Source organism: Pseudonocardia ammonioxydans (genome assembly GCF_900115005.1).
Lineage (GTDB): Bacteria > Actinomycetota > Actinomycetes > Mycobacteriales > Pseudonocardiaceae > Pseudonocardia > Pseudonocardia ammonioxydans.
Genome location: NZ_FOUY01000027.1, coordinates 21825 through 34241, shown reverse-complemented (window position 1 = coordinate 34241; position 12417 = coordinate 21825). Strand labels below are relative to the sequence as shown.

Annotated in this window: 12 protein-coding genes; 8 read left to right on the top strand and 4 right to left on the bottom strand. The window is 73.0% G+C overall.

The window, feature by feature from the left end:
• Window positions 1-74 precede the first annotated feature (74 nt).
• Window positions 75-1271, top strand: coding sequence for an MFS transporter (locus BM093_RS23055; RefSeq protein ID WP_093349034.1), 1197 nt, complete (start codon window positions 75-77; stop codon window positions 1269-1271).
• A 219-nt stretch (window positions 1272-1490) separates the two neighbouring features.
• Here the strand turns inward: BM093_RS23055 and BM093_RS23050 are convergent, their stop codons facing one another.
• Together BM093_RS23050 and BM093_RS23045 are read right to left on the bottom strand one after the other, a co-directional pair.
• Window positions 1491-2132 carry an MBL fold metallo-hydrolase gene (locus BM093_RS23050; RefSeq protein WP_425439193.1) on the bottom strand — a complete coding sequence of 214 codons (642 nt, stop codon included), beginning with the start codon at window positions 2130-2132 and terminating at the stop codon, window positions 1491-1493.
• Complete coding sequence (locus BM093_RS23045; protein WP_093349030.1) at window positions 2129-3217, bottom strand: S-(hydroxymethyl)mycothiol dehydrogenase; 1089 nt, start codon at window positions 3215-3217, stop codon at window positions 2129-2131. The genes BM093_RS23050 and BM093_RS23045 overlap by 4 nt, the downstream gene beginning before the upstream one ends.
• A gap of 199 nt (window positions 3218-3416) precedes the next feature.
• On the opposite strand from BM093_RS23045, the gene BM093_RS23040 reads away from it, so the two are divergent.
• Window positions 3417-4592 (top strand): fumarylacetoacetate hydrolase family protein, encoded by a 1176-nt coding sequence (locus tag BM093_RS23040; protein ID WP_245773736.1) that lies wholly within the window; start codon window positions 3417-3419, stop codon window positions 4590-4592.
• A gap of 7 nt (window positions 4593-4599) precedes the next feature.
• Here BM093_RS23040 and BM093_RS23035 read toward each other — a convergent pair whose 3' ends face one another.
• A complete protein-coding gene (locus tag BM093_RS23035) occupies window positions 4600-5031 on the bottom strand; it encodes an acyl-CoA thioesterase (RefSeq protein WP_093349025.1) in 432 nt (143 codons plus the stop codon).
• 29 nt (window positions 5032-5060) lie between these two features.
• Window positions 5061-5819, bottom strand: a complete 759-nt coding sequence (locus BM093_RS23030; RefSeq protein ID WP_093349020.1) for a MerR family transcriptional regulator — start codon at window positions 5817-5819, stop codon at window positions 5061-5063.
• A gap of 203 nt (window positions 5820-6022) precedes the next feature.
• On the opposite strand from BM093_RS23030, the gene BM093_RS23025 reads away from it, so the two are divergent.
• The 6 genes from BM093_RS23025 (at window position 6023) to BM093_RS23000 (ending at window position 12407) form a co-directional block, all read left to right on the top strand.
• Window positions 6023-7243 carry an acetyl-CoA C-acetyltransferase gene (locus BM093_RS23025; protein WP_218162889.1) on the top strand — a complete coding sequence of 407 codons (1221 nt, stop codon included), beginning with the start codon at window positions 6023-6025 and terminating at the stop codon, window positions 7241-7243.
• Window positions 7244-7274: 31 nt separating this feature from the next.
• A complete protein-coding gene (locus tag BM093_RS23020; RefSeq protein WP_093349016.1) occupies window positions 7275-9449 on the top strand; it encodes a 3-hydroxyacyl-CoA dehydrogenase NAD-binding domain-containing protein in 2175 nt (724 codons plus the stop codon).
• Window positions 9450-9618: 169 nt separating this feature from the next.
• Window positions 9619-9915 carry a Dabb family protein gene (locus BM093_RS23015; RefSeq protein WP_093349011.1) on the top strand — a complete coding sequence of 99 codons (297 nt, stop codon included), beginning with the start codon at window positions 9619-9621 and terminating at the stop codon, window positions 9913-9915.
• A gap of 69 nt (window positions 9916-9984) precedes the next feature.
• The gene (locus tag BM093_RS23010; RefSeq protein WP_245773735.1) at window positions 9985-10638 is read left to right on the top strand and encodes a DedA family protein; all 654 of its coding nucleotides are present in this window, start codon (window positions 9985-9987) and stop codon (window positions 10636-10638) included.
• A gap of 123 nt (window positions 10639-10761) precedes the next feature.
• Window positions 10762-11691, top strand: a complete 930-nt coding sequence (locus BM093_RS23005; protein ID WP_245773734.1) for an ATP-binding cassette domain-containing protein — start codon at window positions 10762-10764, stop codon at window positions 11689-11691.
• On the top strand, window positions 11688-12407 hold the full coding sequence (locus BM093_RS23000) for a hypothetical protein (RefSeq protein WP_093349007.1): 720 nt from the start codon (window positions 11688-11690) through the stop codon (window positions 12405-12407). Before BM093_RS23005 ends, BM093_RS23000 begins: the two co-directional genes overlap by 4 nt.
• Window positions 12408-12417 lie beyond the last annotated feature (10 nt).

The following is a 12417-nucleotide window of genomic DNA, read 5'->3' as shown; positions in this document are numbered from 1 at the left end:
GAGGTCCCCCGGAGCCGGCTCGAATCGGGCGGGCGCTCCCGGGGAGCCGGCCCGGGGTTTGCCAGGCTGAGGGCGTGCCCCGCTCCCTGTCGTCACCGCCGTTCCTGCTGCTCCTGGCCGCCACCGCGCTGGGGTTCGGCGGTTACGCGCTGCTGCTGCCGGTGGTGCCGCTGTGGGTGGCCCGCGGCGGAGCGGGCGAGTTCGGCGCCGGGCTGACGACCGGGGTGCTGATGGCGGTCACCGTCGGCACCCAACTGCTGGTGCCCGCGCTGCTGCGCCGCGTCGGGCACCGGCCGGTCCTGGTCGCGGGGTCGCTGCTGCTGGGGCTGCCGACCCCGCTGCTGGCGCTGACCGCGGACCTGTCACCGGTGCTGGCGATCTCAGTCGTGCGCGGGGTCGGGTTCGGGCTGGCGACCGTGGCCGGCAGCGCCCTGGTCGCCGAGCTGGTCGAGCCGTCGGCGCACGGGCGGGCCTCGGCCCGCTACGGCTACGCGGTCGGGCTCCCGCAGCTGGCGTTCCTGCCGGCCGGGGTGGCGGTCGTCGACGTGCTCGGGTTCGCCGGCGTGTTCGTGCTCGGCGGCGCCCTGCCGGTGGCCGGGGCACTCGTCATGGCGTTCGTGCGCGGTCCGCGGCGGGCCGGGGCGCTCGATCCGGGCCGGGGATCGAGCGGGGCGGAGGCCGCCGGGCACGCGGACCGCCACGACGTCTCGGCGCATCCCCGGGAGCACCGGCGGCATCTTCCGGCCGCTCCGGTCCTGGCGATGCTGGCCTGCTCCACCGCGCAGGGCGGCGTGATCACCTTCGCCCCGCTCGCCGTACCCGGCGCGCGGTTCGCGGTGGCGGCGGCGCTGTTCGCGACCGCGCTCGGCGCGCTGATCGGGCGCGGCATCGCCGGGTCGCGCACCGACCGCAGCGGGCGCCCTGGGGCACTGCTGCCGGTCGGGACGCTGCTCGCCGCGGTGGGCATGGTCGGCGTGCTGCTGGCCCCGCTCGCGCCGGTGCTGCTCGTGGCCGGCGCGGCCGCGGTCGGTGCCGGGTTCGGCCTGGTGCAGAACGACGCGATGGTCGCCCTGTTCGCCGCGGCGGGACCGCTGCACTACGGCGCCGCCAGCGCGGCCTGGAACATCGCCTACGACGCCGGCACCGGCCTCGGCGCCTCCGGGCTGGGCGCGATCGCCGAGCCCTTCGGCTTCGTGGCCGCGTTCGGGGTGACGGCCGGGCTGCTGCTGGTCGTCACCCCGGTCGTCCGGCGCCGCCGTCCGGCCCGGTGACGCCCGGGACCGCACCCGCCACGCCACGTCCGGGCCCCGGGCGCCCCGCGAATCTCGCCGAGGTGCAGCTCAGGGTTCCCGAAAGATCGACAATTCGCGCTGATCTGCATCTCGGCGAGGTTCGGGGTCTGCTACGCGGCGGTGGGCGGCGCGGGTACGGAGGTACGGGACGGGCCCGGCACCGAGGTCGGTGCCGGGCCCGTCACTGCGGTCGAGGGGTCAGGATCCGTTGCGGATCCACTCCTCCAGGTGGGGTGCCTCGTCGCCGATCTTGGTGGAGTCGCCGTGGCCGGTGCGGACCTGCGTGTCGCCGGGCAGGGTCAGCAGGGTGGTCCGGATGGACTCGATGATCGTGTCGAAGCTGGAGTAGGACCGTCCGGTGGCGCCGGGCCCGCCCTGGAACAGGGTGTCGCCGGTGAACACGACCCCGAGCTCGGGGGCGTAGAGGCACGACGAGCCGGGTGAGTGGCCGGGGGTCTGCAGGACCCGCAGGTCGACGCCGCCTGCGGAGAGGACCTGGCCGTCGGCGAGTTCCTGGTCGGGCTTGCGGTCCGGCCAGGTCATGTCCCACAGCACCATCTCGGCGGGGTTGAGCAGGATGGGTGCGCCGAACCGGTCGGCCAGGGCGGGTGCCTGGTTGACGTGGTCGTCGTGGGCGTGGGTGCAGACGATGGCCTTGACCCGGCGGTCGCCGACGGCGGCGGCGATGGCGACGGCGTCGTGGGCGGCGTCGATGACGAACACCTCGGAGTCGTCACCGACGATCCAGACGTTGTTGTCGACGTCGAAGCTGCCGCCGTCGAGGTTGAACGTGCCGGAGGTGACGACATGCCCGACAGCAGAGTCGATGGGCCCGTTCACAGGATCACCACCGAGCGCAGCACGTCACCGGAGTGCATCTTGTCGAACGCGGCCTCGATCTGGTCGAGGGAGATGGTCTCGGTGACGAACTTGTCGAGCGGGAACCGGCCCTGCAGGTACAGGTCGACGTAGGTGGGGAAGTCGCGGCTGGGCAGGCAGTCGCCGTACCAGGAGGACTTGAGGGCGCCGCCGCGGCCGAAGTACTCGATCAGCGGGATCTGCGGGGCCATCAGGTCCGGGGTGGGGACGCCGACCAGGACCACGGTGCCGGCGAGGTCGCGGGCGAAGAAGGCCTGCTCGTAGGTCTCCGGGCGGCCGACGGCCTCGACGACGACGTCGGCGCCGTTGCCGTCGGTGACCGAGCGGATGAACTCGACCGGGTCGGTGTCCTTGGCGTTGCAGGTGTGGGTGGCGCCGAACTCCTCGGCCCACTTGAGCTTCCGCGGGTCGGTGTCGACGGCGACGATGGTGGTGGCCCCGGCGAGCTTGGCGCCGGCGATGGCGGCGTCACCGACACCGCCGCAGCCGATGACCGCGATCGAGTCGCCGCGTCCGACCTGGCCGGTGTTGACCGCGGCGCCGAGCCCGGCCATGACACCGCAGCCGAGCAGGCCGGCGACCTGGGCGGGGGCGTCGGGGTTGACCTTGGTGCACTGGCCGGCGGCGACGAGGGTCTTCTCGATGAAGGCGCCGATCCCCAGGGCCGGGGACAGCTCGGTGCCGTCTTCCAGGGTCATCTTCTGGGTCGCGTTGTGGGTGTCGAAGCACAGGTGCGGCTTGCCCTTCTTGCACGCGCGGCAGACCCCGCACACCGCGCGCCAGTTGAGCACGACGTAGTCACCCGGCTGCAGGTCGGCGACCCCGTCGCCGACCGACTCCACGACCCCGGCGGCCTCGTGGCCGAGCAGGAACGGGAACTCGTCGTTGATCCCACCGAGCTTGTAGTGCAGGTCGGTGTGGCAGACCCCGCACGCCTGGATCTTCACCACGGCCTCACCCGGACCCGGGTCCGGGACGTTGATCGTCTCGACGGTCACCGGCTCGCCCTTGGCGCGGGCCACGACCCCGCGTACCTGCTGTGCCATTCGTTGTACTCCCACTCGTCCTCGACGACGTCCGCTAGGACAGATGCTCGGATCGCGACTCTGGCATGGGTCACCCGGCGATGTCTCGCCGGACCGCCCCGAAACACGTGTTACTTTTCAGTAGGGTCCGTGAGTGGAAATCGCGGCCCTGACCGCGAAAGGCGCTCACGGGCGCCGGAGGCGCGTAACGTCGGTGATCGTGACGACCCCGAACGCCCCGTCCAGCCCGCCTCCCGGACTCGCGCTCGGTGCCGTCGCCGGGGCCGGGCGCCCGGGCAGTTCCCGGATCGCCTGCCCGCTGCCCGACGGCGGCGTGCTCGACGTCGGCTCGCTCGCCACCGCGCAGCGCGGCCCGTACCCGGACCTGCTCACCGCGCCCAACCTGGACCGGCTGCTCGACGCGGGTCCCTCGGCCTGGCGCGAGGTGTGCGAGTGGCTGGCGGGCTGGCGGGCCGACCACGAGAAGGCGGTCGCGCACCGGCTCCCGGACGAGGGGCTCGTCCCGATGCTGCCGTTCACCGTCGCTGACTACGTCGACTTCTATGCCTGCGAGCAGCACGCCCGCAACGCGGGCCTGATCTTCCGCCCGGACGCCGAGCCGCTGCCCCCGAACTGGCGGCACCTGCCGGTCGGCTACCACGGGCGGGCCGGCACGGTGCGGGTCAGCGGGAGCCCGGTCACCCGGCCGTCCGGCCAGCGCGGCGCCGGGGACTTCGGCCCGACCCGGCGCCTGGACCTCGAGGCCGAGCTGGGGTACGTGCTCGGCGGTTCGGCGCCCGGCCCGGTGTCCGTGGACGATGCCGCGGACCACGTCGTCGGTGTCGTGCTCCTCAACGACTGGTCGGCCCGCGACGTGCAGGGCTTCGAGACCCGTCCGCTCGGCCCGCACCTGGGCAAGTCGTTCGCCACCTCGATCTCGGCCTGGGTGACGCCGATCGGCGAGCTGGCCGCCGCCCGCGTCCCGGTGCCGCCGCACGACCCGGAGCCGCTGCCCTACCTGTGCCCGCGCGAACCCGCCCGCGGCCTGGACCTCGATCTCGCCGTCCACCTCAACGGCGAGCGGATCTCCACGCCGCCCGCCGCGGACCTCTACTGGTCACCCGAGCAGCTCGTGGCCCACCTGACCTCGAACGGTGCCGGGCTGCGGGCCGGTGACCTGCTCGGCTCCGGGACGATCTCCGGGCCGGAACGCGCCCAGTACGGCTCCCTGCTGGAGCTGTCCTGGAACGGGCGGGAGCCGGTCGCCCTCTCCGCCGGTGCACCGCGCAGCTGGCTCGAGGACGGCGACGAGGTCGTGATCACCGCGACCGCGCCGGCCGCGGACGGCGGCCGCTTCTCCCTCGGCGAGGTGCGGGGGCGCGTCCGCGCCGACTGAGCGGCGGTCACGGGCCGCGCAGCGGCTCCGGCGCGCCGAGCGCGTTGCTGATCAGCGGCGGGACGTCGCGCTTGCCGCTGCCGTCGACGTCGACGACCACGTAGACGGTCCGGCAGTCGCAGGTGACGACGCGGTGGCCGGTGTCGTCGAGCGCCCGGACCTGGAAGTCCAGTGCGAAGCTGGTCCGGCCGATCCAGGCGGTGGCGACGGCGACGACCACGTCCTCGCCCCAGCCGACCCCGGCGCTCCAGTCGATCTCGGTGTGCACGAGCTGGACGTCGTACCCGGCGTCGAGCATCCCGCGGTAGGTCAGGCTCCGGGACTCCAGGAACTCGGTCATCGCCTCGTCGAACCAGGCGAGGTACCAGGCGTTGAACACCACGCCCTGGGCGTCCACCTCGTGGTAGCGCACCCGGACCGGGAACTCGAAGGTCGACATGGGGGGAGATTACGACGCCGCGCCCGTGATCACCCGTTTCGCGCGTTCCCGCCCACCCGTTCGCGGATGGTCCGGTTCACCGCCCGGCCGAACGCCGCGACGACCCCCTGCACGGTGATCGGCTTGAGGCGGGACAGTGCCGCGGCGAGCCGGGACCGTTCCTCGGCGGGCCGGCCGCGGTCGCGGTAGGGCTGTAGCACCTCGTCCTGGAACAACGCCATCAGGTCCTCGGCCAGCGCCGACATGTGCTGCTCGATCAGCGCGTGCGAGCGTGCCCAGAGCTCCGGCGGGAGATCGGAGTCGAGTGCCTCGAGCGCCGAGGTCAGCGCGGTCGCCCCGCGCACCCGGACCGCCCCGTCGGCGTGCCGGGCCAGGGCCCCGAGATGGGCCAGGGCATCGACCTCGGTGTCGGACAGCGGCCGGCCCGCGCGGCGGTCCAGGTCCGCGCGGGTCAGCTCCTCGCCGTCCTCGGGCACCCACGGGGTGAGCAGCGCCCGCTGCAGCGCGAGTTCCTCCGGGCCGGCGTCGTGGGGCAGCCGGGCGAGCTGCTTCTCGATCGCGGCGAGGGTGAAGCCCAGCGCGGTCAGCTCGCTGATCAGCTCCAGCCGGGCGCGGTGCCCGGCGTCGTACAGACCGGTGCGGCCGCGCAGCCGGGGCGCGGGGATGAGGCCCTTGCCGGCGTAGAACCGGATGGTGCGCACCGACACGCCGGTCCGGTCGGCGAGCTGGTCGACGGTCAGCTGGTCGTCGGTCAGCTGGTCGTCGGACCCGGTCGGCGCGGCGGACATGGCGAGGAGGGTACGGGCCGGACGGCGAACGTGACAGCATCGGTGTGACAGTGGTGGTGTGACATTATCGCTGTCACATGTCGCCGCCGGCTGCTTGACCCATGTGACAGCGCTGCTGTAACAAAGCTACCAGCAAGTAGGAGGCGCACAGCCGCGCCTCGCGCTCGCGACCTGGAGCGCCCGACCACCTACGAGAGGTTCGGATGAGCGAGATCCCCGAGGCCTACATCTACGACGCGATCCGCACACCGCGCGGCCGGGGCAAGGCCTCCGGTTCGCTGCACGAGGTCAAGCCGATCTCCCTGGTGGTCGGACTGATCGACGAGATCCGCGCGCGCAACCCCGAGCTGGACCCGGCCGTCGTCGACGACCTGGTGCTCGGCGTCGTCTCGCCGATCGGCGACCAGGGCGGCGACATCGCCAAGACCGCGGCCATCGCCGCCGGCCTGCCCGACACCGTCGCCGGCGTGCAGCTCAACCGGTTCTGCGCGTCCGGCCTGGAGGCGGTCAACACCGCCACCCAGAAGGTGCGCTCCGGCATGGAGGAGATGGTCCTCGCCGGCGGCGTCGAGGCCATGAGCCGGGTGCCGATGGGCTCCGACGGCGGCGCCTGGGCGATGGACCCGGACACCGCCTACACCACCGGCTTCGTGCCGCAGGGCATCGGCGCCGACCTGATCGCCACCCTCGAGGGCTTCTCCCGCGAGGACGTGGACACCTTCGCCGTCGAGTCGCAGACCCGCGCCGCCAAGGCCTGGGCGAACGGGTACTTCGCCAACTCGGTGGTCCCGGTCAAGGACCGCAACGGCATGACGGTCCTCGACCGCGACGAGCACGTCCGCGCCGGCGCGACGCTGGAGAGCCTGGGCGGGCTCAAGCCGTCGTTCGCGATGATGGGCGCCGACGGCGGGTTCGACGCCGTCGCGCTGCAGCAGTACCACTGGGTCGAGAAGATCGACCACGTGCACCACGCCGGCAACTCGTCGGGCATCGTCGACGGGGCCGCGCTGACCCTGATCGGCACCGAGGCCGCCGGGAAGGCCAACGGCCTGACCCCGCGCGCCCGGATCGTGTCCACCGCGCTGTCCGGCGCCGACCCGACGATCATGCTGACCGGCCCGGCCCCGGCGTCGCGCAAGGCCCTGGACAAGGCCGGCCTGACCGTCGACGACATCGACCTCTTCGAGATCAACGAGGCGTTCGCCGCGGTCGCCCTGCGCTACATGCGTGACATGGGCATCTCGGCCGAGCAGACCAACGTCAACGGCGGCGCCATCGCGATGGGCCACCCGCTCGGCGCCACCGGCGCGATGATCCTCGGCACGCTGGTCGACGAGCTCGAGCGTCGCGACCTGCGCCGCGGGCTGGCCACGCTGTGCGTGGGCGGCGGCATGGGCATCGCCACCATCGTCGAGCGCGTCTGATCTCCCGGAACTCGGAAGGAACGGAATCACAGTGAGTGAGCAGAAGGCCGTCCGCTGGGAGAAGGACGCGGACGGGATCGCGATCGTCACCCTCGACGACCCGGGCCGCAGCGCCAACACCATGAACGACCGCTACAAGGCGGCCATGGACGAGGTCGTCAACGAGCTGGTCGCGGCGAAGGACGACATCGCCGGCGTGGTCATCACCTCGGCGAAGAAGACCTTCTTCGCCGGTGGCGACCTGGAGCAGCTCTCGGCCGCGGGACCGGCCGAGGCCCCGCAGGTGTTCGAGAACGTGACCGAGGTGAAGGCCCAGCTGCGCAAGCTGGAGACCCTCGGTAAGCCGGTCGTGGCCGCGATGGCGGGCACCGCGCTCGGCGGCGGCCTGGAGATCGGGCTGGCGTGTCACCACCGGGTCGGCATCGACGCCAAGGGCGTGGTCTACGGCCTGCCGGAGGTCACCCTCGGCCTACTGCCCGGCGGTGGCGGCGTCACCCGGATCGTGCGGATGCTGGGCATCGCGAACGGCTTCATGAACGTCCTGGCCCAGGGCCAGCGGCTCAAGCCGGCCAAGGCCCTGGAGTTGGGAGTCATCGACGAGCTGGCCTCGACGCCGGACGAGGTGCTGGCGAAGGCCAAGGAGTGGGTGAAGGCCAATCCGGAGGCCGCCCAGCCCTGGGACAAGCCGAAGTACAAGATCCCCGGTGGCACGCCGTCGAGCCCGTCGCTGGCCTCGATCCTGCCCGCGTTCCCGGCGAACCTGCGCAAGCAGCTCAAGGGCGCGCCGATGCCCGCGCCGCGCAACATCCTCGCGGCCGCGGTCGAGGGCGCCCAGGTCGACTTCGACACCGCGCTGCGGATCGAGGGCCGCTACTTCGCCGAGCTGGTGACCGGCCAGGTCTCGAAGAACATGACCAAGGCGTTCTTCTTCGACCTCAACGCGATCAACGGTGGCAAGTCCCGCCCGTCCGGCCCCGAGAAGTGGGCGCCGAGCAAGGTCGCCGTCCTCGGCGCCGGGATGATGGGTGCGGGCATCGCCTACGTCTGCGCCCAGTCCGGCTGGGAGGTCGTGCTCAAGGACGTCTCCCGCGAGGCCGCCGAGAAGGGCAAGCAGTACTCGGTCGGCCTGGTCGAGAAGGGCGTGCAGCGCGGCAAGGTCACCCAGGAGAAGGGCGACGCCCTGCTGGGCCGGATCACCCCGACCGACGACTACGCCGACCTCGCCGGCTGCGACGTCGTCATCGAGGCCGTGTTCGAGTCCGTCGAGCTCAAGCAGGAGGTGTTCCGGGAGGCGGCGAAGTACATCAACGCCGACGCCCTGCTCTGCTCGAACACCTCGACCCTGCCGATCACCGAGCTCGCGAAGGGCGTCGACCGTCCGGACGACTTCATCGGCCTGCACTTCTTCTCCCCGGTGGACAAGATGCCGCTGGTCGAGATCATCAAGGGTGAGCGGACGAACGACGAGGCCCTGGCCAAGGCGTTCGACCTGACGCTCGGGATCAAGAAGACGCCGATCGTCGTCAACGACTCCCGCGGGTTCTTCACCAGCCGCGTGATCGGCACCTTCATCAACGAGGGTGTCGCGATGATCGGCGAGGGCATCGACCCGCAGACGATCGAGCAGGCGTCGTCGCAGGCCGGCTACCCCGCGCCGGTGCTGCAGCTGATGGACGAGCTGACCCTGACGCTGCCGCGCAAGATCCGCGAGGAGACCCGCAAGGGCGTCGAGGCCGCCGGCGGCACCTGGACCCCGCACCCGTCGGACGCCGTGGTCGACCGGATGCTCGACGAGTACGACCGCAAGGGCAAGAGCTCGGGCGCCGGGTTCTACGTCTACGAGGACGGCAAGCGTGCCGGCCTGTGGCCGGGCCTGCGCGAGCACTTCGGGGCGACCAACCACGACGTCGACCTGCACGAGCTGTCCGAGCGGATGCTGATCATCGAGTCGATCGAGACCGTCAAGTGCGTCGACGAGGGTGTGCTGACCACCGTCGCCGACGCCAACATCGGCTCGATCTTCGGCATCGGCTTCCCGGCGTGGACCGGCGGTGTGCTGCAGTACATCGAGGGCTACCCCGGTGGCCCGGCCGGCTTCGTCGCCCGCGCGGACGAGCTGAAGGCGCGTTACGGCGACCGGTTCGACGTCCCGCAGAGCCTGCGGGACCGGGCCGCGAAGGGTGAGGCGGCCACCGCGGCCGCCTGATCCCGCCGCTCCGTCGCGAGGCCCGCCGGCACCCTGGCCGGCGGGCCTCCGTCGTGTCGTGGTGATGTCGCCCCGGTGGCAGGTGTGATCACGGATCGGGCGTGGAAGCGGTCACCGACGGCCGGATCGACGCCCGATGGCGGATCACCCGCGACGGTAGGGTCGGTTCATGATTCGGAACGTGGTCGTGGGGCGGCTCAAGGACGGCGTGGCCCCGGCCGAGGCGGAGAAGGCCCTGCAGGCGCTGCGGGACCTGCGCGTCGAGGGTGTCGAGCTGAGCCTGGAGGCCGGGCTCGACCTCGGCCTGCGCGACGGCAACGCGTCCTGGGCGATCACCGTCGACCTGCCCGACGAGCGGGCCTACCAGGCCTACGACACCGACCCCGAGCACAACCGGATCCGCCGCGAGCTGTTCGCACCGATCAGCGCGTCGATCGACCGCATCCAGTTCCGGCTGCCCGGCTGAGTGTCGCGGGCCGTCACTCCGGGTGAACCCGGAGGGTGACCGGTCCGTCGTGCAGGCACCATGGGGTGCGTGACGCAGTGGGTGTTCGACATCGTGGACCGGCTCGGGGCGGCCGGGATCGGGTTGCTGATCTTCCTGGAGAACGTCGTCCCGCCGATCCCCTCCGAGGTCATCCTCCCACTGGGCGGGTTCCGCGCCTCGACCGGCGCGATGGACCCGATCGGGGTCTGGGCGGCGGCGACGATGGGCGCCGTCGCGGGGGCCCTGGTCCTCTACGCGCTGGGATCGTGGCTCGGCTTCGAGCGGCTGCACGCGCTGGCGGGGAACCGCTGGTTCGTCCTCTCCAGCCAGAAGGACCTGGAGAAGGGCCTGGACCTGTTCGAGCGGTACGGCAACTGGTTCGTGCTGGGCGGGCGCTGCATCCCGATCGTGCGCAGCCTGATCTCGATCCCGGCCGGGATCGCCGGGATGTCGCTGCTGCGGTTCACCGCGCTCTCGACGCTGGGCAGCGGCGTCTGGAACGCGATCTTCGTGTCTCTGGGGTACGCCCTCGGCGAGCGCTGGGAGACCGTCGAGGGGTACATCTCGCCGCTGAGCAGGGGCGTCGCGGTCCTCGGCGTCCTGGTGCTGGCCTGGCTCGTCTGGCGCAAGATCCGGCAGCGCCGCGCGCGCGGTGGCGTCCAGGAGAAGGACGTGCCGCGGACGGGGCCACCGCGCTCCTGACCCGGCCGCTCGTCGCGGTGATCTCGACACCGCCTGCGCGCCGGTCCCACCACCGGGCCGGCCGGTGTGCTACCGGCCGGTCGCCCCGGCACGGCACTGTGCGAACCTGACCGTCGTCAGCAGGTGGTTCCCGGACAGGTGGAGGTGGTCGTGCGCCTCGTCGGCATCCACCACACCTACGCGTCCGGGACGGCCGCGCTGCGCGGCGTCGACCTCGACGTCGACGCGGGCGTCCCCACCGTGGTGCGCGGCGGCAACGGCGCCGGGAAGTCCACCCTGCTGCGGATCGCCGCGGGTGCCGAGACGCCCACCGCCGGCACCGTCGAGGACCGGCCCGCGGTCGTCGGCTACCTGCCCGACCGCTTCCCGGCGCGGCTGCGGCTGCCCCCGCGGCGCTGGCTCGACCACATGGCGCGGGTGCGCCGGCTCGACCCGGACGTCGTCGCCGACCGGGCGGACGGACTCCTCGAGGAGCTGGGCTACACCGGTGACGACGACGAGCCGATGTCCGAGCTGTCCAAGGGGAACACCCAGAAGATCGGTCTGGTGCAGGCGCTGGCCTGCGAGCCGGGCCTGCTCGTCCTGGACGAGCCCTGGTCGGGGCTGGACGACGACGCCGCCGACGCGCTGACCGCGCTGCTCGCCTCCCGCACCGGCGCCGTCCTGATCACCGACCACACCGGGACCGCGCACGGTCTGCCCGGCGCCCGGGTGCACCGGCTGCGCCAGGGGCGGCTCGCCACCGCCGCCGACCCCGAGTCGGTGCCGCTGCCGACGGCGCCCCCGCCGGGAGCGATGATGCGGATCGACATGGCCTGTGCCGGAGATCCCCGTCCGCTGCTGGAACGCGTCCTGCCGCCGGCCCGGGTGGAGGGGGCCGCGCCGGGCCGGTTCACCGTCCGGGTGCCCGCCCCGGACAGCGATGCCTGGCTGGCCGCCGCGCTCGCCGCCGGGTGCGCGGTCCGCTCGGTACGGCCGGTGCGGCCCGGCCAGGACTCGAACCGGCTGCCGATGCCACCCGGCCCGGGCCGGTCCGAGGAGGTGCCGCGATGAGGTGGCTGCGTTCGGCCACCGCGGTGGCGATGCTGCTGGGTGAGGACGTCGCACGGTCGGAGCGGTTCGTCGCCCCGGCGGTGCTCTACGCCGGCTTCCTCGCGATCCTGTTCGGGGGCGCGCCCGGACCGCTGCCGGAGCCGTGGGCGGCCAGCGCCCTGCTGCTCTACCCGGTCGGTGCCTGGCTGGCCCACGCGGTCGCCGAGACCGAGGACGACACCGCCCGCACCGTCACCCTCTCCGCCGCCGGGGGCCCGCTCCCGGTCGTGGTGGGCGGGTTCCTGGCCGCCACGGCCGGGATCGCCGCGCTCGGCCTGGTCGCCGTGGTGTGGGGGGTGATCGCCACCTGGGGCACGGCCACCACCGGGGGCCTGCTCGCCGGGCTGCTCGCGCACCTGGCCTGCGGGATCACCGGTTCCGCGGTGGGGACGGTGTTCGCGCGCCCGCTGTTCCGCAGCCAGGGCGTGGCCCTGGTCGCGGCGCTGACCTTCCTCGTGGTCACCGGTACGAGCTCGTGGCTGCCCCCGGTCGGCACCGCAGCGGCCTCGCTGGGCAGCGAGCGCGGCGGCGGCCTCGGCCCGTTCGGTGACCTCGTGCTGGCGCTGCTCGTCGCGGTCGCCGCGCTCGCACTCGTGGCGGGTGTGGAGCAGGGCCGGTTCGCGGCCTGGCGGGAACGGTGGGCGGCGATGCTCGACCGGGCCCGGTCCCGCGGCTGAGGTCCGCGAG

What these genes read in the sequence shown, in the direction of transcription:
- BM093_RS23025 (WP_218162889.1), top strand. Translation starts at nt 6,023, where the DNA reads ATGAGCGAGATCCCCGAGGCCTACATCTACGACGCGATCCGCACACCG.
- BM093_RS23030 (WP_093349020.1), bottom strand. Translation starts at nt 5,819, where the DNA reads ATGTCCGCCGCGCCGACCGGGTCCGACGACCAGCTGACCGACGACCAG.
- BM093_RS23000 (WP_093349007.1), top strand. Translation starts at nt 11,688, where the DNA reads ATGAGGTGGCTGCGTTCGGCCACCGCGGTGGCGATGCTGCTGGGTGAG.
- BM093_RS23035 (WP_093349025.1), bottom strand. Translation starts at nt 5,031, where the DNA reads ATGTCGACCTTCGAGTTCCCGGTCCGGGTGCGCTACCACGAGGTGGAC.
- BM093_RS23015 (WP_093349011.1), top strand. Translation starts at nt 9,619, where the DNA reads ATGATTCGGAACGTGGTCGTGGGGCGGCTCAAGGACGGCGTGGCCCCG.
- BM093_RS23045 (WP_093349030.1), bottom strand. Translation starts at nt 3,217, where the DNA reads ATGGCACAGCAGGTACGCGGGGTCGTGGCCCGCGCCAAGGGCGAGCCG.